Consider the following 20,178-nt stretch of genomic DNA (forward strand, 5'->3'; position numbering starts at 1 on the left):
CCATCAAAATATAATATAATAATTTTTATAATCAGCGCCTTCCTTTTACAGACATTAATATTATCTATTTGTTAGAAAAAATTTTCACAGTAGGATGAAAGACGATATACATTTTTCTTAAAATTTGCCTGTATAGTCCGTTTAAGTTTGCCGGCACGGGCAAGGGGAGGAACTGTGTGGAATGAAGAAATCCTTTTCCCCGGAGACAAAGGGTACGGACGATTCTTTGGAAGAGCAGCTCCGGTTTCTGTTACGGCCTTTTCAGGATGATGGGCGGGGCGGGGTTGGACTGCCATACCGGGGTGGCGGCCCGTGCGTCCGCTTCCTCCAGCGCCTGGCGGCCCTTGACCTTGGCCAGGTGCTCCCGGAGGATGCGCCGCAGCTCCACGGCGGCGGCGGGGTCGTCCTGCACGCTGTGCCCGGACGGGACGATTTTTTCACTGGCGCTCCAGTCCAGATGGGAGGAGCGGTACTTGACCACGCCGTCGGAGGAGTGGGGCGTATCGTTCCTGCCCCTGTCCCCGATGATGGAATGGACGGGAACGTTCGGGTCCCCGCGCAGCTCCGACATGTACTTGACCAGGGAGGAGTTCGGGGAAAGCTGGCGGATGCTGGTGAGTTCGTCCTTCAGCTGCAGGGGATTGAGCAGGAACATGCCGCGGCTGAGGGTGGCGATGCGGGTGACTTCCTCCAGCATGTCCGCCGGGAGGTCGATCAGGCGCTGGCCCAGCCGCCCTATCCAGTTGTCCGCAAAGGTGGAGCCGCGGTGCGGGGTGGCCATGTACACGATGCGCGTGACGCCCCTGGCGGGGGAGAAGATAAAATTGTTCTGGAGCTGTTCAAGCATGGGCTCGTCACAGTGCAGGGGTTCCAGCCCGGTTTTCCAGTTCTCCAGCGTCATGTCTGCAAAGGTTTCCGGGGGAAGCTCAAAGAGGCCCTTCATCAGCGTCCAGGGCTTGGTGGAGTTGTTGAAGCGGGTGATGAGGCCGCCCATGGAGTGCCCCACCATGACGATGTTGTTCATTTCCCTGGAGGCGCCGCGGGGATTGTATTCCTGCATGAGTTCCTCCAGGGCCTTCCGCTGCCTGCTGGCCGGAATGGTCCAGGCCAGGCCGGACGGATAGCCGAAGAACCAGAACTGGTAGTTTTCCCGGATGACGGGATCCACCAGAAGGCGGTTGGTCAGGTTGGCAAAGGTGGCAGGGCCGGACATCAGGCCGTGGGTGAAGACCACGGGAATTTTCCGGGGGTCATAGGGTTCGGAAAAATAAAGCCCCATCGTATTGATGGCCTTTTTGGGACGGAACGCGCCCAGCAGTTCCGTTCCGTCCGCATCGGAAAGCTTCCAGAAAAGGGCGATGGGAACGGAGAAGTTGGCCGCCAGGGGCTGACGCACCTTGTTTTTGCCGATGAAGACGTGCTCATTCATCAGACGGGGAATGGTGCGGAGGGTGGGCTTCCCGTCCACCATGCGGTCAAAGTCCAGGATGGCCGTCAGCGTGTGCACGTTCCCGTTGTCCTTGAGCACGTTGGCATGGGGCTGGGAGACGCCCTGGGGCGCCAGGCCCGCCAGGGGAATGCCCATTCCCTCCACGGTTACGCTTTCCCGCAGGCGGAAGGTGGGGTCCACTTCGTCGGACATGAAGATGGCCTCGTAGAACCAGGGGTTGCTGTCCTTGGCGTAAGGAGATTTTTCAATGATGAAGGGGAGGCTTTGACGCTTCTTCTCATTCATGCCGCCCTCCCGTTTGGCCTCTTTCAGGTGGGAGGCCAGCTTCCGGATGCATGCGTTGTATTTTTTTCTGGCTTCCGGCCATTCCCTGCTGCGGTGGGGAGAGGAGAGGATGAGCCATGCGGCCTGGGCTTCCCGGATGGCTGCGGCGTCATCCTGGTAATGGGCGTACGCCCTTTCCTGCTGCTGATGGTGCAGGGAACAGCCGGAAAGGCCCATGAGAAGGCCTAGAAGAAGGGCGGAAGCCGTTTTCATGATGAACAAGGAGAGAAGGGGGCGGAGAGGTCAGGAGAGCATGTCCAGAGCCCGGTTCATGGACTTGAGGAAGGTCTGAACTTCCTCTTCCGTATTGTACAGGGCAAAGGAGGCGCGGGTGGTTCCCGTGGTTCCCAGGGCGCACATGAGAGGCTGGCAGCAATGGTGCCCGGTGCGCACGGCAATGCCCATCTGGTCCAGCAGGGTGCCCAGGTCGTAATGGTGGATGCCTTCCGCCAGGACGGAGACCACGGCGCTGTGCGGCACGTCCGGGGCCAGCACGGTCAGGCGCGGCATGGCTTTGAGGCCTTCCACGGCCATGTCCGTCAGTTTCTGTTCATGGGCGGCGATGTTGTCCAGCCCCAGTCCGGAGACGTAGCGGATGGCCGCCGCCAGACCTACCGCTCCGCCAATGTTGGGCGTCCCAGCCTCATATTTGAAAGGGATGTCGTTGTAGACGGTTTTTTCAAAGGTGACTTCCTTGATCATCTCCCCGCCGCCCATCCACGGCGGCAGCTTTTCCAGCAGCTCCCTTTTTCCCCACAGCGCGCCGATGCCGGTGGGAGCATACAGCTTGTGGCCGGAAAAGGCGTACAGGTCGCATCCCAGTTCCTGAACGTCCACGTTCATGTGGGAGACGGCCTGGGCGCCGTCAATCAGCACAATGGTGTCCGGCCTGTTTTCCCTGGCAAGCGCGGTGATCTCCTGCACGGGATTGATTGTTCCGAGCGTGTTGGAGACGTGGCCCACGGCCACGATGCGGGTGCGGGGGGAAAGCAGGTTCCGGTAGGCCTCCATGTCCAGCGTCTGGCCCGGAGTCAGCGGGACTACCTTGAGGACCGCGCCCGTGCGTTCGCAGAGCATCTGCCAGGGGACGATGTTGGAGTGGTGCTCACAGGCGGTCAGGATAACTTCGTCCCCCGGCTTGACCATGCCGGACCTGGCGATGGTGTCTGCCGCCAGGTTGATGCCCATGGTGCAGCCGGAGGTGAACAGGACTTCCGCCGTTTCCGGCGCGTTGATGAACCGGGCCACCGTTTCCCGCGACTCTTCATGCGCCTCCGTGGCAAGCTGGCTCAGGTAGTGGGAGCCGCGGTGCACGTTGGCGTTCTGCGTTTCATAATAATTCCGGGTGGCATCCAGGACGGCCAGGGGCTTCTGCGTGGTGGCCGCATTGTCCAGGTAAATGAGCGGTTTGCCGTGCACGCTGGTTTCCAGGATGGGAAACTGCGGGCGGATGGTTGCTGTGTCAAGCATGGCTATGGTACGAGTGAAGGTTCTTTGCGCAATTCGTCCCAGCCCCCTTCCAGAATGAAGATGGGCGCGCGGATGCCGTATTCCGGCTTTTTCAGTTCATTGGCTACGGCTGCGCTGGAGGTGCAGTCCCTGCTGCAAAAGATGACGATGCAGCAGCCCTTGTCTTCCGCCGTCATCAGGGCTTCCATGGCGTTGGCCAGGAGTTCCTGGTAATTGGCGTCCGCCGGACGGATGGGGTAGACGGGGGCCTGCGTGATAGTGTGGCGTTCAAAGTCGTCCTGCTTTCTGGCGTCTATCCAGATGACTTTTCCCGGCCATTCCTTCAGCACCTGGGCCAGGCACACGTGCCCCTCCTCCAGCGTCTCCGGATTGCAGGGCGGCGTGCGGAACGGCTGGATGACGCGCAGGTCCAGCGCGGCGATGCCCACGGCCAGCAGGAATACGGCCAGCAGGAGCTTCAGGGCGGTGGAAAGGGCGTCTCTCATGTGGGGAAGGTCAGTTTTCCTTGATGGTCAGGAACCCCATCTGGCGCTTGTAGCGCGGCACGGTGGAATCCGTGCGCACCCAGATGGTGTTGAAGGCCGGCTTGGTCGTGGACCTGGGAGTGACGATGATTTTGTATTCCCTGCCTTTCTTCACGGTCACGGGCTCATAGTCAAAGGCGTCCCCGGTCAGGTCCACCGTGGTCAGGTTGACGGGCAGTTCCTTGGAGATGGTGATTTTAATGGTCTTGGGGGCAGGGGCTTCTCCCCTGGTCCATTCCAGCTTGCGGGGTTCCATCCGGATGATGTCCGGGATTTGCGCGCGTATCACCAGCTTGTAGGCGGAGCCGTTGGCGTGCACCGTCATGTCCTTGTCCACGGTGCCGGAAAAGTTGCCGGTCTTCATCACGGCGCTGATAACGCCGGATTCCCCCGGAGCGTACGTCAGCTTGTTATCCTTCGCCCCGGCGGTGGTGCAGTCGCAGGAGACATGGATTTTGCTGATCGTGACGGGAACGCCGGAGGTATTGGTGAAGGGGAAGGAGGCCGTGATGCTGTCCTGGTCCGGAGCCACCTTTACCGGAACCACCGTTTCCTTGAAGGACAGTTCGTTTTTGCCGGAGGCGAGGCCCCCGCACAGCAGCAGTCCTGACAGAATAATGGTCCGGATGGTCATGGTCGTTTCAGGATGGTTTTTCCTCTTTCTTCCTGGCGGAGAAGATGCTGGCGATGAAGAAGATGATCGCCGCCACGAAGATGCAGGAGTCCGCCACGTTGAAGGCGGGCCAGCGGTAGTTGAAGAGGGGAATGGTGACGTCAATGAAGTCCACCACGTAGCCGTTCATGAGCTTCGTGAAGAAGCCGTGCGGCTGTTCGTAGGGAATCAGGAAGCCCTGCATCAGGCGGTCCGTCAGGTTGCCCGCCACCCCGGCCAGCAGCAGCACATAGGCCAGCTTGAGCCATACCGTATGGAAGAAGTTTTTCCGGTAGAGCACGACCAGGGCCACGATGGCGAGCACGGGAATCGCCAGGAACAGGTAGCTGGACCATGCCGTTCCGTTGCCCAGCCCGAAGGCCACGCCCGTGTTGTGCACGCGGGTGATGTTCATCGTTCCGTCCAGGAAGGAAATGGGTTCCAGCTCCCTCAGCCTGTTCAGGGCGTCCACCGTGTTCGGGTTCAGGTCCTGGAACTGCGCCATGTCCGCCGCCGGTATGTGCCCGTTCGTGGCGAAGTCCAGCGTGCCGTCCGCATTGACGTGGTGGAAGCCCGGAAAGTCCGGCAGGTAGGCGTACTTGTGGACTTTCTCGTTCAGGTAGTTCAGCGGGAAGCGGTGGACGATCCACAGCTTGCTTGCCTGGTCCAGTACATACAGCCCTACGCCCAGCAGGCTCCACCAGAGCCAGCCGGGAGGCGTTTTCTTATGGGGGCCGGGTTCCTTTTCCGTCTGGGTATCCATAAAAGATCGGGGAATGGTTTCAGTTCAGGAAAGGACTTCCGAGCAGCGTTCGCACACGTCGCTGCCGTCCGCCGCGGGTTCATACCGGCGGCAGCGCGGGCACATGGCGTGTTCCGTTTTGGCGGCGGTGGCCGCCAGCTCCGGACCGCTCTTCACGTCCAGGTCTGCAATGATGAAGAATTCCGTGGCAAAGGCGCGGTCTTCCAGCAGCGCCACCACGTCCTCGCTTTCATTCGTGGGAACGGTGAGGGTGATGGAGGCCTCATTGTTCTTGGAGAACGCCTTGGCCTTCACCTGCTCTTCAATGGCTACCTGGATGACGGACTTGATTTCCTGGAGGCGGGAGATGGCGGAGGAAGCCTCCTGGGTGTCGTACTCCGGCATCGGCGCGGGGAAGTCCTGCTCGTGCACGCTGCCTTCATACCCGGCGTATTCCCAGGCTTCATCCGCCGTGAAGACCAGGATGGGGGCCAGCAGGCGGCACAGGGCCTTGAAGACGATGGTCATGGCCGTCTGGGTGGCGCGGCGGCGCACGGAGGTGACGTCGTCGCAGTACAGGCGGTCCTTCGTGGTGTCCACGTACAGGGCGGAAAGGTCGCTGGTGCAGAACTGGTTGATGACGCTGAACGCCTTGCGGAAGTCATAGGCTTCATAGGCTTTCAGCGTTTCCTTGATGACGGCGTTCAGGCGTTCCAGAATCCAGCGGTCCAGGATGGGCATGTGTTCCGGGGCGACCACCTGCGTGGCGAAGTCAAACCCGCTGATGTTGCCCAGCAGGATGCGCAGGGTGTTGCGCAGCCGTCGGTAGGGCTCCGTGACCTGCTTGAAGAGGTCTTCCCCGAAGGGGACTTCATTCTGCCAGTCCACGGAGGCGGCCCACAGGCGCACGATGTCCGCGCCGTACTTGTCGTAGTAGTAGGCGGCGTCAATGGGCTTGCCGCTCTTGGCGTCGGACTTGGAGGTCTTTTTCCCGGTGTCCTTGTCCACCACGAAGCCGTGGGTCATCACGGCCTTGTACGGGGCCTTGCCGCGCCAGGCGACGGAAAGCATCAGGGAACTCTGGAACCAGCCGCGGTGCTGGTCCGTGGCTTCCAGGTACAGGTCCGCCGGGGCGTCCAGCCCGGGGCGGGCGTCCATGACGGCCATGTGGGAACAGCCGGAATCGATCCAGACGTCCAGCGTATCCTTGCCCTTCTTCCAGGTCTTCGGCAGGCCGAGGCGTTCGCACAGGTCTTCATCGGAAAGCTCAAACCAGATGTTGGAGCCGTGGGCCTCCACCATATCCGCGATCTTGCGGACCAGGGCGGCGTCCAGAACGGCCTTTCCGTCTTCGTCAAAGAAGACGGGCAGGGGCACGCCCCAGGTGCGCTGGCGGGAGATGCACCAGTCCGGGCGCGCCTCCACGGTGCCGTAAATGCGGTTGCGGCCCCAGGCGGGCAGCCACTGCACCTTGTCTATTTCTTCCAGGGCCTGCGGTCGCAGCCTGTCCATGGAGATGAAGAACTGCTCCACGGCGCGGAAGATGATGGGCGTCTTGGAGCGCCAGCAGTGCGGGTACTGGTGGCGGTATTCCTCCACGCCGAAAAGGTTGTCGTCCTTCTCCAGCATGGAGATGATGTCCTTGTTGGCGTCAAAGACGTGCTTGCCCACCAGGGAGGGAATGCCCACTTCTTCCGTGTACTTGCCGTCGTCGTCCACGGGGGAAAGGACGGGCAGCCCGTACTGGCGGCCTACGTTGTAGTCGTCCGCCCCGTGGCCGGGAGCGATGTGCACGGCGCCGGTGCCGGTGTCCGTGGTCACGAAGTCCGCTAGGATGATTTTTGACGTGCGGGGAAGGAAGGGGTGCCGGGCCTCGCAGTTTTCCAGCTCGGCGCCCTTGAACTCGCGGATGGTTTCCGCCAGGGCCCAGCCCGTCTTCTGCGCGAAGGCGTCCAGCAGGTCTTTCAGGATGATGAGGGTTTCCGTCTGGCCGTCCTTCATGAACTTGCCGGCCACATACGTGAAGCGCGGATGCAGGGCGATGCCCACGTTGGCAGGCAATGTCCACGGGGTAGTGGTCCAGATCACCATGGAGGCCTTCAGGTCCAGGGGATTGTCCAGCAGAGGGAAGCGCACGAACACGGAGGAGCTGATCTTCTCCTTGTAGTCGATTTCCGCTTCCGCCAGCGCGGTATAGGCCCCGTAGGACCACTGGACGGGCTTGCGGCTCTGGTAGACCGCGCCGTCTTCCACCAGCTTGGCGAACACGCGCAGGATGTTGGCTTCATACGCCGGCTTCATGGTCAGGTAGGGATGCTCCCAGTCACCGAAAACGCCCAGGCGGCGGAAGGAAGTCCGTTGGATGTCAATGAAGCCTTCGGCAAATTCCGCGCAGCGGCGGCGGATTTCAGCCGCGTCCAGGTCCCGGACCTTCTGCACCACCTTGAATTCGATGGGGAGGCCGTGGCAGTCCCAGCCCGGAACGTAGGGGGCGGCGTAGCCGGCCATGGTCTTGGACTTCAGGACGAGGTCCTTGAGAATCTTGTTCAGGGCAGTGCCCATGTGCACGTCTCCGTTGGCAAAGGGAGGTCCGTCGTGAAGGAGGAAACGGGGTGCGCCCTGTTCTATCCTGCGGGACAAAATTCGTTCGTACAGCCCGGTGTCTTCCCACTTTTTCAGGCGTACTGGTTCGTTTTTCGTCAGGTCCCCTCTCATGGGGAAGCCGGTCTCCGGCAACAGGATGGTGTCTTTATAATTCTTTTCGGGCGCACTCATGCCCGAAAAAGGTAGCACCGGGCCCGTTTCCGGTCAACCCTGCGGTGCGGCACAAATCAGGGCCTAGCGCATTCATTCCCGCCGTGTTCCGGGGGGGTGCCCGCACCGGAAGGCGCATTCCCGCAGGCAGGAGCCGGGGAGGGGAGAATTCCCCGTTCCGCGAGCCATTGTTCCGCGGCCTCCGGCCATTTGTCCGTGGGCTGGCCGCGCTTCTCCATGCCGTACCCATGCCCTCCGGAGGGATAAAAATGCAGGCTGGAGGGAACGCCCTTTTCCCGGCAGGCCTGTTCCATCAGCCTGCTGTTGGCGCTGGCTACGCCGTCGTCCAGCGCGTGGACGAGGAACACGGGCGGCGTCTGCGGCGTCACCTGCCGTTCCGCGGAACACAGCTCCGCCAGATCCGCGCCGGGGGCAGGCCCCAGAATCCTGCTGCGGGTGCCCCCGTGGGTGGTTTTGGGGTCCATGGTGATGACGGGGTAGATGAGCAGGGAGAAATCCGGCCGGGCGGAAACGCTTTTCAGCGGGTTTTCCGCTTCTTCCGGCAGGGGGCGGTTCCAGAGCGTGGAAGCCATGGCAGCCAGATGGCCGCCTGCGGAAAAGCCCATGACGCCGATGCGGTGCGGGTCAACCCCCAGCGCGGAGGCATGCCGGCGCGTTACGCGCAGAGCCTGCCGGGCGTCCAGCAGAGGGCCGGGAAACCTGCCGACGGCATCATTGCTCCCGGAAACGCGGTACTTCACGACGACGCCCACCATGCCGTGCTCCGCCGCCCAGCGGGCGATATGGCCGCCTTCCTTTTCAATGGCCTGGATGGCATAGCCCCCGCCCGGAAAAATGCACAGGGCCGCGCGCCTGTCCTGCGGCTTCCATCCGGCGGGAAAGTAGAGCTGCATCTGCGCTTCCCCCACGTCCGTAATATGTCCGGGGGATACTTGTTTTTCCTCCAGGTCCGCCGCCTTGAGCCCCAGGGAAATCCACCCGGAATGAAAGGCTCCGTGTTCCGCGGGAGGCTGGAGGGCCTCCAGCACGGACGGTTCAAACGGCGCGGCTCCGGCGTGGCCGTGAGGGAAGGCCAGGAAAAGGGCGGGAAGGAGGAAGGCAAGCTTCATGCTCATGGTTTATTGGCGAGTGAGATGACGAGTTGGGAAAGGCCCTGCACCACTTCCGCAAACTGGGGATAATCCAGCTTTTCAGCCGTGTCGCTGGTTTCATGGTAGTCGTCGCAGCGGAGGAAGGCCGTGTCCGTGGCGGCAAAGGAGGGAATGCCCTCCTTCATGTATCCCCAGTCGTCGGACCAGGAAACGCCGCGGGTGTAATACGGGAACACGGCGGAACGGACCGGAAAGCGGCTCAAAGCGGCAAATTCCTCCGCGCAGGAGCGGGCCAGCTTGCGGCCCGTGTTGGTGGACATGAAGGCCACGTAGTCGCAGCGGTCCGGCAGCCCGGCCAATCCGGCAACCACGGCTGACTGGCGTTTTTTGTTCACCCGCGGGGAATAGCAGCCCAGCGTTTCCAGGGCAATCATGCCGATGATTCTGTCCTTGCCCGGATGGCGGGCGACGGATTTGGCGTGCACCACGCTGCCCATGGAGGGCGTCTGGTAAAAGGGCGGCTCTTCATTGGCATAAGCCACCAGGCACACGTCGTGCAGGGTGGGAGTGGCCGTCAGGGCGCGCGCCGTTTCCAGCAGGGCGGCCACGCCGGAAGCGTTGTCATTGGCGCCCGGCGTTCCGGTACGGGCGGGTCTGGCGGGACCGTGGTCGTGCCAGTTGTCCATGCCTACCTTGGTATCGTAATGCGCGCCTACGATGAGCATTCTGGGGCGGAGAGATGTTCCCTTTTTGGTGGCGATGAGGTTGTACGCCGTCCTGTCCTTCACGGCGCCGAATTCCCCGGAGGGCGGAATGTTCACGGCCTGACGCGTGACGGCATAGCCCATGTCCGCCAGGGTTTTTTCAATGTAGCGGGCGGATCGCTCCATGGTGCCGGGTTTGTAGACGTTGCGTTCCCCGATGGAATCCGCCAGATGGAACACGTGTGCTTTCAGGAGTGTTTCCGTCTGGTCCGTGTCCGGAATTTCTCCGCTTCCGCAGGGGGAAAAAAGCTTGGAGCAGGAGCCGAGGGCGACGCAGGCCGCCGCGGTGAGCAGCCCGTACTTGAGAGTCCTGGATGAGACATTCATGGGGGAGTTGGAGGGTGGGGAGAGGAAAGAATGCTAGTGGGGAAGCGGCGGAAAATCAAGCCGCGCCGTTTCCCCCTTTTTCATGGCCAGATCCTTTTTCCTGCCCTGGTGCATGAACCGGAACCTGCCGGGACGGGTGGCGGTGGCTGTGGCCTGCACCCTGCCGTTTTGCCAGGACAGGTCCACCTTCAGCCCTCCCCGGGTGCGCAGCCCCGTGGCGGAACCCTTCTTCCAATCGTCCGCCAGGGCCGGAGCCAGCAGGATAACCTGGAAGCCGTCCTGCGTGATCTGGCTCTGAATCAGGCACTGGGCCACGCCGGAGGCAAAGCCGAAGTTGCCGTCGATCTGGAACGGGGGATGCAGGTCGAAAAGGTTGGAATTGATGTAATGCCTCAGCATGGCGTACATCCTGTCCTCCGCGGCGTTTCCGTCGCCAAGGGCGGCATAAAGGTTGATGAGCCATGCGGTGCTCCAGCCGGTCCTGATGCCGTTGTTCCCCTTGTCCGCGTACTTGCGCCGGAAATCGGCGGACTTGCGCACGGCGGCGGCATATTCAGGCGTATTGAGCACGTCCCATTCCGTGCCGGGAAACAAGCCGTAAAGATGGCTGATATGGCGATGGCCCTTCTGCATTTCTTCAAAAGGCTGCCTCCATTCCAGCACCCTCCCGTCGGAGCCAATGGCAGGCTGGGGAATCTTTTTGAGGAATTGAACGGCTTTAACCAGAGTAGGCGTCCGTATGCCCAGCTCTCCGCAGGCGTAAATGTAATTGCGGAGGGACTCCCTGCCCAGAAGCTGGTCATGAGAAGTCCCGTTGGAAACGTAGGAAAGCACGTTGGGGCCTGTGCCGTCCGGCGCGTAAAATCCGGTTTCCGGGGAGACGCCGGGCCCGGAAAGGTAATGCCCCTGGTCGTCCTCCTCAAACCAGGACATGATGAAACGCGCGTTGGATTCCAGAATGGGCAGGGACTTCTTCAGGTCTTCCCTGTCTCCGGTGAAGCGGTAGCTGTCCACCAGGTGGGCGCACGCCCACGCCCCGTTCATGAGGCTGGCCCCCCATTCCGGGTTATTTCCTGAAAAATAGGTGCGCTTCCAGCAATCCGTGTAATGGCCGAAGCAGAATCCGTCCCGTTTGATGAAGCGCGCAAATTCCTCTCCATGAGGGCGCAGGCTGCGGACGAATTCAAGATAGGGCTGCTGGAATTCCCCCAGGCCGGTGGCATAGGAGGGCCACTGGTTCATCTGGCTGTTGATGTTCAGGAAATAGCAGCCCATCCACGCCGCCCGCAGCTCCGGATTCCACAATCCCTGCAAGCCGCAGGGAAGCTGCCCCGGCCTGGTGTGGACAATCGTGCAAAAGCGGCCGAACTGGAAAAGCTGTTCCAGAAGGTCCGGATCCTTTTCCCCTTGTTTGACCCGTTCCAGCCGCTCAGGGGTGGTCATGGCGGAAACCTCGGGAGGGGAATCCCCCAGGTCCACCTGGCAGCGCATCATGAGACGGGAAAAATAATCTTCCGTTTCCGCCGCCAGTTTTTTCCAGCCTTTTTTCTGTGCCTTCGCCAGAATTTGCCTGTTCTTGTCTGCCAGGGAATGGGTCAGGGGCTCTTCCGGCTTCCGGATATTGTAATCCGTGGAGGTGGAGGAAAGCACCAGCACTTCCCGCGCGGAATCCAGAACGACCGTTTTCCCCTTGCGGGATATGGCGGCGCCGGGAGCCAGGATGACCACCCTGTTTTCAAACCGGGTGCCCCCGTTGCTTCCCTGTCCCGTCAGGACCCAGCCATCGGGCCGTGCGTCAATCCGGGCGGACGGGTCCGGATGCTGCAAGTCCAGCGCAACGCGGCACCCTGCCGGAAGGGTGCAGGTGATGCGGTAAGCGGCGCAATCGCTGGACGGAGCCGCCAGGATTTCCGTGGACAATTCTCCCGTGCCGAATTGAACGCGGGTGGAAGCCTTGCCCCGCTGCATGTCCAGCGTGCGCCGGTAGGAGGCAGCGGCGGGAAGCCCCTGGAATTCCACCTGGAAGAGACCTCCCTGCTGGTAATCCCCCGCGATGCTGCCGGGGGGAAGGATATCCTTCCGGAACACCTGGTCCGCGCTCCGGTATTTTCCTTCCTTGCAAAGTTCGCGCGCCTTGTCCAGGGCCTCCGCGGCGCCTTCCTTCATCTGGAAATTCTTCTTCGCGAAGATGCTTCCTTCATTGAAAACGACGATTTCCTTCGGAAAAACGCCAAAAGAAAGAATGCCCAGCCTTCCGTTGCCCGTGCCGTAGCCATCCGTCCAGATCCGTGCAGGTTCGGTGGAAGTGGCCTGCATGGGGGCGGGAGCGGCCCGGAGAGGGACGGCCGCCGCAAGAAGGCACGGGAGGAAGAAATATTTCAAGGTTGTAGAGACAGTCATGAGAGAGGATGGGTGTCCCGTAAAAGAGGAGGTTGATGTAAAAAGCCGCTATTTTTTAAACCGGCTTCCGGTACCGGCATAAATGACAGCAAACGCTATGCTGCCCACCAGAAGGCACAGGGAGACGGACAGGAGCACGGAATTCTGGAGGATGATGCTGATGAGCCACAGCAGCATGGCGAAGGCCAGGCAGTACATGAGCTTTCCCATGAACCGGCACAGCGCGCGTTCATCGTACTGCTTCTTTTGCTCCTTGCTCATCATATTGTAGCCTGCGATGAGGAAGGAGCATTTTCCCATGGAAAGAATGACTCCAAGAATGATGAAGCCTGCCATCATGGCGACGGGTATCAGAATAGGTGCATCCATAAGCCGGAAAAATGGGGGAAATGAAAGTCCGCGGCAACTCGCCCGGATAAGTACGTAGAGTGGTCTTTAAGGGAATACGTTAGGGAAATGGTTTTTTTTCAGCGGAAGAAAAAGCGTCTGTTTTTTCTGCCGGAAGCTTTCGCAAGGCAGCGCCGCGGCCTGTTTTTTGCGTCAAAACAGGAAGTAGCAGGAGCAGAACCAGGCGATGATGAGCAGGCCGCAGGTGAATTCCAGCAGCAGCCCGGTGAGCATTCCCAGCGCCGCGCCGGAGCCTGCCTTGAAGGCGGCCATGATGTCTTTTCTGGCAAAGATGAGTTCCGCCAGCAGCGCCCCCAGGAACGGCATGAACAGAAGGCCCACGATGGGGGTGAAAAGGATGCCGCCCACCACGGCGCCGATGATGGCTCCCCAGATGCCGGCGGCGGTGCTGCCGAATTTTTTGGCCCCCATGCCTCCGGAGAGCTTGTCAATGACCAGGCCGCCCGCAACCATCAGCGCCAGGACGGTCCATTCCCACCACGCCAGGTGCCTGCTGCCCATCACTCCCTGCCAGATGCACCCTGCCGCAATGATAATGATGCCGGGGAGCATGGGAATAAGCGTGCCGATCAGCCCCATGCCGAACAGCAGCAGGGTGACGCACCAGACGAGGGTTTCTGAAAGGACGGGTGGCATGCCTCCCTTCTTATCAGGAAGGGAGGCGTGTGGCAAGGCTTCTGCCCGGCTTGCGGATGACGGAAAAAAGGGGGGAAGTGCATGGATTGCTGTTGCGGTTTTTGCGGGCGTGGTATGGAATGGCGCCCATGACTTTCACCGGTTCTTTTCTGCGTGGCTGCATGGTGTGCTCCTGCGCTCTTTCTATGGGTGTTATGCCCGTGGTGGCCGCGTCTCCCGCGGCTGATTCCGCCGCTGTGCAGAAGCTGGCTCATTCCCTGAAAGCCCGTGTGGGCATGGCCGCAGTGATGCTGGACACGGGGGAGGCCGTGGCGGTGGGTGATGAGACTGCCTATCCCATGCAGAGCGTCTTCAAATTCGTGCTGGCCCTGTCCGTGCTCAAGCGGGTGGACCAGGGAGCCCTGAATCTGGAACAGATCATCCATATACGCCCGGAGCAGTTGGTAAAAGACACGTGGAGTCCCCTGCGGGAGCGCTTTCCGCAGGGCGGTGATTTTTCTTTAAAGGAACTGCTGCGCGTGACCGTTCAGGAGAGCGACAACAACACGTGCGACCTCCTGTTTGCCCTCATCGGCGGGACGGAGACCGTGCAGAAGGATTTGAAGGAATGGGGCATCAGCGGCATCAACGTCCGGTTTACGGAAGACGAGATGCTGCGGAATCATGACTTGCAGTACGCCAACTCGAGCCGTCCGTCAGCCATGAATGCCCTGCTGCGCGCGTTTGACGAGGGTAAGATACTGAACAAGGACACGCAGCGGCTTCTCTGGGACATGATGGCCGGCTGCGCTACGGGGACTACGCGCCTGAAAGGGAAGCTGCCGCAGGATTATGTGGTGGCGCACAAGACCGGATCGGGCTTCACCACTCCGGAGGGCGTGATCACCGCCGTCAATGACGTCGGCATCATCGTTCTTCCCAATGGGCGGAAAATGGCGGTCTCCGTGTTCGTCATGGATTCAAAGGATTCCGCTCCCGCTTGTGAGAAGGTGATCGCCTCCATGGCCCGCTGGCTGTGCACGGAATGGCAGGCCGCCGCCGCCAAGTAGCGGACGGCCTTCCCCGGAACATGTTTTAAGCTTGGAAAGGGGGCCGCTATCAGGCAAGGTGTGCCGCGTTATTCATGAAGAACCTATTGAGCCAGTACATCAGCCTGAGCCTGGCGCTGCGGTATTTGAACCCGCTGCGGACTTTCTTTTCCATCATTACCCTGATCTGCCTGCTGGGCGTATCGCTGGGGGTGATGGTGCTTATCGTCGTGCTGTCCGTCATGGGCGGCCTCCAGAAGGAAATCCAGGGGAACCTGTTTGCGCACTCCCCGCACGTCCAGGTGTGCTACCGGAATGACTTCGGCGTGAGGGAGGTGATTCCGGACTGGATGGAATTGAGCGAGAAGCTCAAGCACGTTCCCGGAGTCCAGTCCACGTATGCCCTGATAGAAGACTACGCGCTGGTAGACGTGCAGGGACGGCAGAGGCCCTGCTTTTTCCGGGCCATCGATACGGAAAACGCCGCCCAGCTGGAAGATTTGAAGCACCTGGTGGTGGCCGGCAATGCGGAGCTGGACATGGGGGAAAAGGCTGTGGTTTCCTCCATCGTGGCGGAGAACATGGGGCTGAACGTGGGGGATGTGGTCCGGGTGTACACTACCCGCAATTTCCAGGAAATTTCCCATGCCTACCAGCAGACGGAACTGCCGATGCTGGCGGAAAAGAACGCCCGGGAACTCAATGATTTGAAGGAGTGGGGCAAGTCCCTGAAAAGGGAGGGAGAGCGTGAAACGGCCGGCAAGGCCTCCGTGGACAAGGTATTCACCCTGCTCAACGGGCTGCTGTCCGTCCCCCGCAGGGATGCGGAGCGCTCCAGCCTGATGGATTTGCTTGCCGTGCTGAATGACGGGGAAGCCGTGGACAACGGCAGGGTGGCCTTCCCGGAAGGCACGCGGAAGGAATGGGAAACCATTCTGGGCGGCTTCAAGGCGGGGCAGAGGAATGAGGCGGACATGGAGTGCTTCCGCAAGATCAGGGAGCTGGTCATGCCGAAGGATCTGGAGGTGATCGGCATTTACCGGGCCTCCCAGCATACGCCCAGCCCGGATCTCTTCATTCCGCTGGTCATCGGCCAGGAATTGCTGGGTTATGAAGATGACGTGGTGCAGGCCGTGGCCCTGCGCGTGAACGACCCCTACCATGTGGAAACGATGCTGTCCCCCGTGATGCAGGCGCTGGAAAAGGAAAAGCCCTCTTCCGCGTGGACGCTGGAAACCTGGCATGACCGCTTTAACGCGTGGTTTGAACTCATGCAGAAGGAGCGCATGATGATGAGCTTTGTGCTGTCCTTCATCTCCCTGATTTCCGCCTTCTGCATTATGGCGGTGATGTTTACCGTTTCCATCCAGAGGAAAAAGGAAATCGCCGTGATGAAGGCCCTGGGCGCCACGCCGTTCCAGGTGGTGCGCGTTTTCTTGTGGCAGGGGGTCATCATCGGCTTTGTGGGAGCTCTCCTGGGCGTGGGCCTGGGACTGCTGGTGCTGGAATACCGCATGCAGATCCAGGGCTTTCTGGCGGGAATAGGCTTTGACCCGTTCCCCGTGGCTTTCCACGGCACGGCGAACATTCCGGTGGTGATTGACTGGGCGGAGCTGGCGTGGCAGGCGGTGAAAGCCTTCGTCATGGTCGTGGTGGCCTCCATCATTCCGGCCCTGATCACGGCGCGCCAGGACCCGGCCCGCTCCCTGCGCAGCATGTAACAGGAAACCGCCCATGGATATTTACTGGATTCAGGATCATGAAAAGAAGGGCCCCCTGCCGGAGGTGGAGGTAATCTCCATGCTGGAGGCGGGCCTCATTCCGGAAACCGCCCGGGCGTGGCATGCCGGATGCGCGGAATGGGTGCGCATCCATGACCTGCCGGCGCTGAAGGAAATGTTCGCCGTTCGCAAGGAAGAGGAAGAACGGCGTAATGTGGAGGAAGATGTGCCGGAGGATGAAGCGGCGCAAGATGCCGCCGCCGGCACCACGGACGCGGATTCCCTGCCGGAAGAAGAGGAAACGGCTGTGGAGGAAGGCACGCCTCTGGTAGTTCCCTACCCGTACGTCCGTTTTCTGGGAAGAATGGCGGACGTGATGATGCACATGACGCTGTATCTGGCCGTGCTCAGGATCTTCGGCCTGGCCTTCAGCCCCGATTTTCTTCCCGGTTCCTATGAAGCCCTCCTTTACCTCTGTCTCCCGATGGTGCTCATTGAAACCGCCTTTCTGGGAACGCTGGGCACCACTCCGGGGAAAGCCATGCTGGGCGTCTCCGTCAGGGACTACCGGGGGAAGCGCCTTTCCTTCTCCACGGCGTTCCGGCGCTCCCTGTTCGTCATGGTGCTGGGGCTGGGCTGCTTTGCCCCCTCCCTGATGCTGCTGGCCCTGTTCTTTTCCTGGTGGTGGGTGCGCCGCTTCGGCTTCACTCCCTGGGACAGGAAGCTGGGCACCACGGACGTGCTGAACGACTCACTCACCCTCCGCAAGGTGGTGATGACGCTGGTGCTTGTCATCCTGTGCCTCCAGGTCATGTACGTGCTGCTGATTCCCTGGCTGCCGGAAATGGAGGCGTACATGGGCGCCTCCGGGCAAATGTGACAAAAAGACCGGCCGCGCGGGATTTAGCCTTTTAATCACCTGAATTTGTTTCATACTCGTCCCAGCCATGCCAGAAATACACCCAACGGCAGTAGTGCATCCTACTGCGGAGATCGCGGATGATGTTAAAATCGGTCCCTTTTGCGTTGTCGGAGAACATGTAAAGCTGGGCCCAGGCTGCGTGCTGCACAGCCATGTGGTCGTTGAAGGACCTTCCTCCTTCGGAAGCGGCAACGAATTTTTTCCGTTTTCCGTCCTCGGCCTGAAAAGCCAGGATTTGAAATACAAGGGGGAACCGACCTATCTGGAAGTGGGGGACAACAACGTCTTCCGTGAAAACGCCACCATCAACCGGGCTACGGACATCGGCGGCACGACGCGGATAGGGAATAACAACCTCTTCCTGGTTTCCTGCCACGCCGGGCATGACTGCCAGATCGGCAATCATGTGATTTTCTCCGGCTTCGCCACTGCCGCCGGCCACGTTACGGTGGGGGATTACGCCATTCTGGCGGGATGCTGCGCCGTGCACCAATTCGTCAGCATCGGGGAGCACTCCATGGTGGGCGCGATGGCCCGCGTGAGCCAGGACGTGCTGCCGTACACCATTGTGGAAGGCCATCCGGCCGTGACGCGCTCCGTCAACTCCATCGGCATGCAGAGGCGCGGATTTTCCGAGGAAGACCTGCGGGCCGTACGCATGTGCTACAAAAAGCTTTTCGTCAACAAGAAGCTGACCGTTCATGAAGCGCTGGAAGAGCTCCGGAACTCGGACTACGCGGAAAATGCCTGTCTGAAAAGAATCGTCAAGTTCGTGGAAACTTCCGAACGGGGCTTCTGCCACTGAGGCCATGAAAACAGGTTTTGTCTTTGACCTGGACGGAACGCTGGTGGACTCCATTCCCGGCATCGCCCGCGGCCTGAACCTGGCCTTGAAGTCCCTGGGGTATCCGGAGCACTCCGTGAATGCCATCCGGGGAATGGTGGGCAGGGGCGCGCGGGAACTCTGCCTGGCTTCCCTGAAAGGCTGTTTCAACGGAGAAGTGCCGGAGGAAGCCTTTGAAGCGGTGCACCGGGGATTCATGCGGGAATACCCCCATACCTGGCAGGACGGCACGGTGCCGTACCCAGGCATCCGTGAAATGCTGCTGGAACTGGCCGCTGCAGGCCACCCCCTGGGCGTTCTGTCCAACAAGCCTCATGTGGTCACGGGACCGCTGGTGCGCCATATCCTGCCAGAGGTGCCCTTCCGGGAGGTGATGGGCTTTTCCGAACGCTTTCCGCGCAAGCCGGAGCCTGATTCCCTGCTGTCCATCGTCCGTTCCTGGGGAATGGAGCCGGAGCAGGTGTGCATGGTGGGGGATTCAGCCCACGACGGCAACACGGCCGTGAACGCCGGAACGCGGCTTGTTCTGGTAGGGTGGGGCTACAGTTCCCGCGCCGCGCTGGACGTCTTCCGTGTGCCGGTGTGCGCCTCTGTAACGGAACTGTCCGCCCGGCTGCGGGATGAAGACAGCCTGCCGTTTCCCGTTTCCGCCCACAGGACGATCCCTTGAAAATCCTGGAGCGCTCCGTGGCCTGCGGCATCCAAAACAATGCGGGAGTCGCGAACACGCTTTTTTGAACACCAGCGCATCCTGCGGATGCAAAGAAATTCAGTGAACGCAAGGGCTGGCGGCATTCCCGGCCCGGAACCGGACGCGGGCATGGCTGCCGTGTTGCTGCTGCGCGTTTAGGACGGAATGTCCGGAATATCTGCGGATTTGGCCTGCACGGTGATGTCTTCCAGAGAGCCGGGCAGGTCCTTGGTGGAAGTGACGCCCAGATTCTTCAACTTCTGCGCCCGGGGAATGAACCGGTGCTCAAAGGAGGAAACGGTCTTGTTATACTGGGTCACTGCCTGGTTCAGGCTCTTGCCCAGGGAGGAAAAATGGCCGGTGAGGATGGAGCAGGTATTGAACAGGTCCGCCCCCGCTTCCGAGATTTTCTTGGCGTTGTCCGCCAGTTGCTCCTGCTTCCAGCCGTAGGCGACGGCTTTCAGCAGGGCGATCAGGGTGGAGGGCGTGGAAAGGATCACCTTGTTCTCCGCGCCGAATTCAATCAGGGAGGGGTCCGCTTCCAGGGCCGCCTGGAAAAAGGCTTCCCCCGGCAGGAACATGATGACGAATTCGGGGCACGGGGAAAACTGGGCAAAATAATTCTTGGCGCTCAGCTGCTGGAGGTGTCTTTTTACGTCCGCGGCGTGGCGGGACATCCACTGGCTGCGCTCCTCCAGCCTGTCCGTCTGCCCGGCATTCAGGTAGGAGGACATGGGGGCCTTCGCGTCAATGATGATGGAACGGCCTCCCGGCAGGTGGATGACCATATCCGGGCGCACCCGGTCCTCTTCCCTGGAACGGGTCTCCTGCGTCGTGAAATCACAGTATTCCACCATTCCGGCCAGCTCCACCACGCGGCGCAGTTGGAGTTCCCCCCACTGGCCGCGCGAGCTGTTGTGGTGCAGGGCCTGGGAAAGCCTGGCGGTCTCATTCTTCAGGGCTTCATTCCCGGAAAGGATGTAGCGGATTTGCGTTTTCAGGTCCGTATAGGCGCCCACGCGCTCCTTTTCCATCTCTCCCAGCCGGGACTGCACGAGTTTCAGTGACTCGCTCACCGGCTTCAGCATGGACTCAATGGCCTGTTTGCGGGATTCCAGGTCATGGTTGGCCTGCTGGCGCTGGCTTTGCAGCCGCGTTTCCGCCAGGTTCAGGAATTGTTTTTCCGAATTCCGGAGGACTTCCGCGCTAATGCCGGCGAAGGAATCCTTCAGCACCTCTTCCGCCCGGTGGAGCATCTGTGTTCTATCCTCCGCCCGTTCCTGCCATGAGCGGGATTCCGCTTCAAGCCGGACGGAGCGGTCCCGGTAGCGCAGCAGCAGAATCAGCAGCGCCACGCAGGCGGCCAGCAGCAGAAGGGTCAGAAACCAGGGAATCAGGGGAGAAGTCAT

General features: G+C 60.7%; 17 protein-coding genes. 5 read left to right on the forward strand and 12 right to left on the reverse strand.

The features are described 5' to 3' along the window. Positions 1-250: 250 nt before the first annotated feature. From HJW02_RS12095 to HJW02_RS12145, 11 genes are all read right to left on the reverse strand, one after another. Positions 251-1,987 (reverse strand): alpha/beta hydrolase, encoded by a 1,737-nt coding sequence (locus HJW02_RS12095; protein WP_146018294.1) that lies wholly within the window; start codon positions 1,985-1,987, stop codon positions 251-253. A 30-nt stretch (positions 1,988-2,017) separates the two neighbouring features. After that, positions 2,018-3,244 (reverse strand): cysteine desulfurase, encoded by a 1,227-nt coding sequence (locus tag HJW02_RS12100; protein WP_022395948.1) that lies wholly within the window; start codon positions 3,242-3,244, stop codon positions 2,018-2,020. Between the two features lie 2 nt (positions 3,245-3,246). Next, positions 3,247-3,729, reverse strand: a complete 483-nt coding sequence (locus HJW02_RS12105; protein WP_022395947.1) for a rhodanese-like domain-containing protein — start codon at positions 3,727-3,729, stop codon at positions 3,247-3,249. A gap of 10 nt (positions 3,730-3,739) precedes the next feature. Next, complete coding sequence (locus tag HJW02_RS12110; protein WP_102721036.1) at positions 3,740-4,402, reverse strand: DUF1573 domain-containing protein; 663 nt, start codon at positions 4,400-4,402, stop codon at positions 3,740-3,742. Positions 4,403-4,409: 7 nt separating this feature from the next. Continuing rightward, positions 4,410-5,183 (reverse strand): signal peptidase II, encoded by a 774-nt coding sequence (locus HJW02_RS12115; protein ID WP_102721035.1) that lies wholly within the window; start codon positions 5,181-5,183, stop codon positions 4,410-4,412. Between the two features lie 24 nt (positions 5,184-5,207). Next, positions 5,208-7,937: an isoleucine--tRNA ligase gene (ileS, locus tag HJW02_RS12120; RefSeq protein WP_102721034.1), complete on the reverse strand. Its 2,730-nt coding sequence runs from the start codon at positions 7,935-7,937 to the stop codon at positions 5,208-5,210. A gap of 56 nt (positions 7,938-7,993) precedes the next feature. After that, entirely contained in the window at positions 7,994-9,052 is a 1,059-nt protein-coding gene (locus tag HJW02_RS12125; RefSeq protein WP_102721033.1) for an alpha/beta hydrolase, read from the reverse strand. After that, positions 9,049-10,119, reverse strand: a complete 1,071-nt coding sequence (locus HJW02_RS12130) for a M20/M25/M40 family metallo-hydrolase (protein ID WP_102721032.1) — start codon at positions 10,117-10,119, stop codon at positions 9,049-9,051. Before HJW02_RS12130 ends, HJW02_RS12125 begins: the two co-directional genes overlap by 4 nt. Before the next feature lie 33 nt (positions 10,120-10,152). Beyond that, on the reverse strand, positions 10,153-12,519 hold the full coding sequence (locus tag HJW02_RS12135; protein WP_102721031.1) for a glycoside hydrolase N-terminal domain-containing protein: 2,367 nt from the start codon (positions 12,517-12,519) through the stop codon (positions 10,153-10,155). A gap of 48 nt (positions 12,520-12,567) precedes the next feature. Continuing rightward, positions 12,568-12,888 carry a DUF3784 domain-containing protein gene (locus HJW02_RS12140; protein ID WP_022395940.1) on the reverse strand — a complete coding sequence of 107 codons (321 nt, stop codon included), beginning with the start codon at positions 12,886-12,888 and terminating at the stop codon, positions 12,568-12,570. Between the two features lie 171 nt (positions 12,889-13,059). Next, complete coding sequence (locus tag HJW02_RS12145; protein ID WP_022395939.1) at positions 13,060-13,563, reverse strand: DUF456 domain-containing protein; 504 nt, start codon at positions 13,561-13,563, stop codon at positions 13,060-13,062. Positions 13,564-13,748: 185 nt separating this feature from the next. Here HJW02_RS12145 and bla point away from each other — a divergent pair, with 185 nt between their 5' ends. The 5 genes from bla to HJW02_RS12170 all read left to right on the forward strand — a co-directional run bounded on the left by bla (position 13,749) and on the right by HJW02_RS12170 (position 18,748). Beyond that, positions 13,749-14,612, forward strand: coding sequence for a class A beta-lactamase (gene bla / locus HJW02_RS12150; protein WP_180971139.1), 864 nt, complete (start codon positions 13,749-13,751; stop codon positions 14,610-14,612). A 74-nt stretch (positions 14,613-14,686) separates the two neighbouring features. Then, positions 14,687-16,312 carry an FtsX-like permease family protein gene (locus HJW02_RS12155; RefSeq protein ID WP_156340802.1) on the forward strand — a complete coding sequence of 542 codons (1,626 nt, stop codon included), beginning with the start codon at positions 14,687-14,689 and terminating at the stop codon, positions 16,310-16,312. A gap of 13 nt (positions 16,313-16,325) precedes the next feature. Next, a complete protein-coding gene (locus tag HJW02_RS12160) occupies positions 16,326-17,192 on the forward strand; it encodes an RDD family protein (protein ID WP_102721027.1) in 867 nt (288 codons plus the stop codon). A gap of 67 nt (positions 17,193-17,259) precedes the next feature. After that, positions 17,260-18,039 (forward strand): acyl-ACP--UDP-N-acetylglucosamine O-acyltransferase, encoded by a 780-nt coding sequence (lpxA, locus tag HJW02_RS12165; protein WP_102721026.1) that lies wholly within the window; start codon positions 17,260-17,262, stop codon positions 18,037-18,039. Positions 18,040-18,043: 4 nt separating this feature from the next. After that, positions 18,044-18,748: an HAD-IA family hydrolase gene (locus HJW02_RS12170; RefSeq protein ID WP_102721025.1), complete on the forward strand. Its 705-nt coding sequence runs from the start codon at positions 18,044-18,046 to the stop codon at positions 18,746-18,748. 176 nt (positions 18,749-18,924) lie between these two features. Here the strand turns inward: HJW02_RS12170 and HJW02_RS12175 are convergent, their stop codons facing one another. Further along, a complete protein-coding gene (locus HJW02_RS12175; protein ID WP_102721024.1) occupies positions 18,925-20,178 on the reverse strand; it encodes a DNA recombination protein RmuC in 1,254 nt (417 codons plus the stop codon).

Origin of the sequence: Akkermansia sp. GGCC_0220, from assembly GCF_017566105.1 — a bacterium.
In the GTDB taxonomy this organism is placed as follows: Bacteria; Verrucomicrobiota; Verrucomicrobiia; order Verrucomicrobiales; family Akkermansiaceae; genus Akkermansia; species Akkermansia massiliensis.

What these genes read in the sequence shown, in the direction of transcription:
- HJW02_RS12135 (WP_102721031.1), bottom strand. Translation starts at nt 12,519, where the DNA reads ATGACTGTCTCTACAACCTTGAAATATTTCTTCCTCCCGTGCCTTCTT.
- ileS (WP_102721034.1), bottom strand. Translation starts at nt 7,937, where the DNA reads ATGAGTGCGCCCGAAAAGAATTATAAAGACACCATCCTGTTGCCGGAG.
- HJW02_RS12160 (WP_102721027.1), top strand. Translation starts at nt 16,326, where the DNA reads ATGGATATTTACTGGATTCAGGATCATGAAAAGAAGGGCCCCCTGCCG.
- HJW02_RS12140 (WP_022395940.1), bottom strand. Translation starts at nt 12,888, where the DNA reads ATGGATGCACCTATTCTGATACCCGTCGCCATGATGGCAGGCTTCATC.
- HJW02_RS12095 (WP_146018294.1), bottom strand. Translation starts at nt 1,987, where the DNA reads ATGAAAACGGCTTCCGCCCTTCTTCTAGGCCTTCTCATGGGCCTTTCC.
- HJW02_RS12175 (WP_102721024.1), bottom strand. Translation starts at nt 20,178, where the DNA reads ATGACTTCTCCCCTGATTCCCTGGTTTCTGACCCTTCTGCTGCTGGCC.
- bla (WP_180971139.1), top strand. Translation starts at nt 13,749, where the DNA reads ATGGGTGTTATGCCCGTGGTGGCCGCGTCTCCCGCGGCTGATTCCGCC.
- HJW02_RS12110 (WP_102721036.1), bottom strand. Translation starts at nt 4,402, where the DNA reads ATGACCATCCGGACCATTATTCTGTCAGGACTGCTGCTGTGCGGGGGC.
- HJW02_RS12130 (WP_102721032.1), bottom strand. Translation starts at nt 10,119, where the DNA reads ATGAATGTCTCATCCAGGACTCTCAAGTACGGGCTGCTCACCGCGGCG.
- HJW02_RS12115 (WP_102721035.1), bottom strand. Translation starts at nt 5,183, where the DNA reads ATGGATACCCAGACGGAAAAGGAACCCGGCCCCCATAAGAAAACGCCT.
- HJW02_RS12105 (WP_022395947.1), bottom strand. Translation starts at nt 3,729, where the DNA reads ATGAGAGACGCCCTTTCCACCGCCCTGAAGCTCCTGCTGGCCGTATTC.
- HJW02_RS12100 (WP_022395948.1), bottom strand. Translation starts at nt 3,244, where the DNA reads ATGCTTGACACAGCAACCATCCGCCCGCAGTTTCCCATCCTGGAAACC.
- lpxA (WP_102721026.1), top strand. Translation starts at nt 17,260, where the DNA reads ATGCCAGAAATACACCCAACGGCAGTAGTGCATCCTACTGCGGAGATC.
- HJW02_RS12145 (WP_022395939.1), bottom strand. Translation starts at nt 13,563, where the DNA reads ATGCCACCCGTCCTTTCAGAAACCCTCGTCTGGTGCGTCACCCTGCTG.
- HJW02_RS12155 (WP_156340802.1), top strand. Translation starts at nt 14,687, where the DNA reads ATGAAGAACCTATTGAGCCAGTACATCAGCCTGAGCCTGGCGCTGCGG.
- HJW02_RS12125 (WP_102721033.1), bottom strand. Translation starts at nt 9,052, where the DNA reads ATGAGCATGAAGCTTGCCTTCCTCCTTCCCGCCCTTTTCCTGGCCTTC.
- HJW02_RS12170 (WP_102721025.1), top strand. Translation starts at nt 18,044, where the DNA reads ATGAAAACAGGTTTTGTCTTTGACCTGGACGGAACGCTGGTGGACTCC.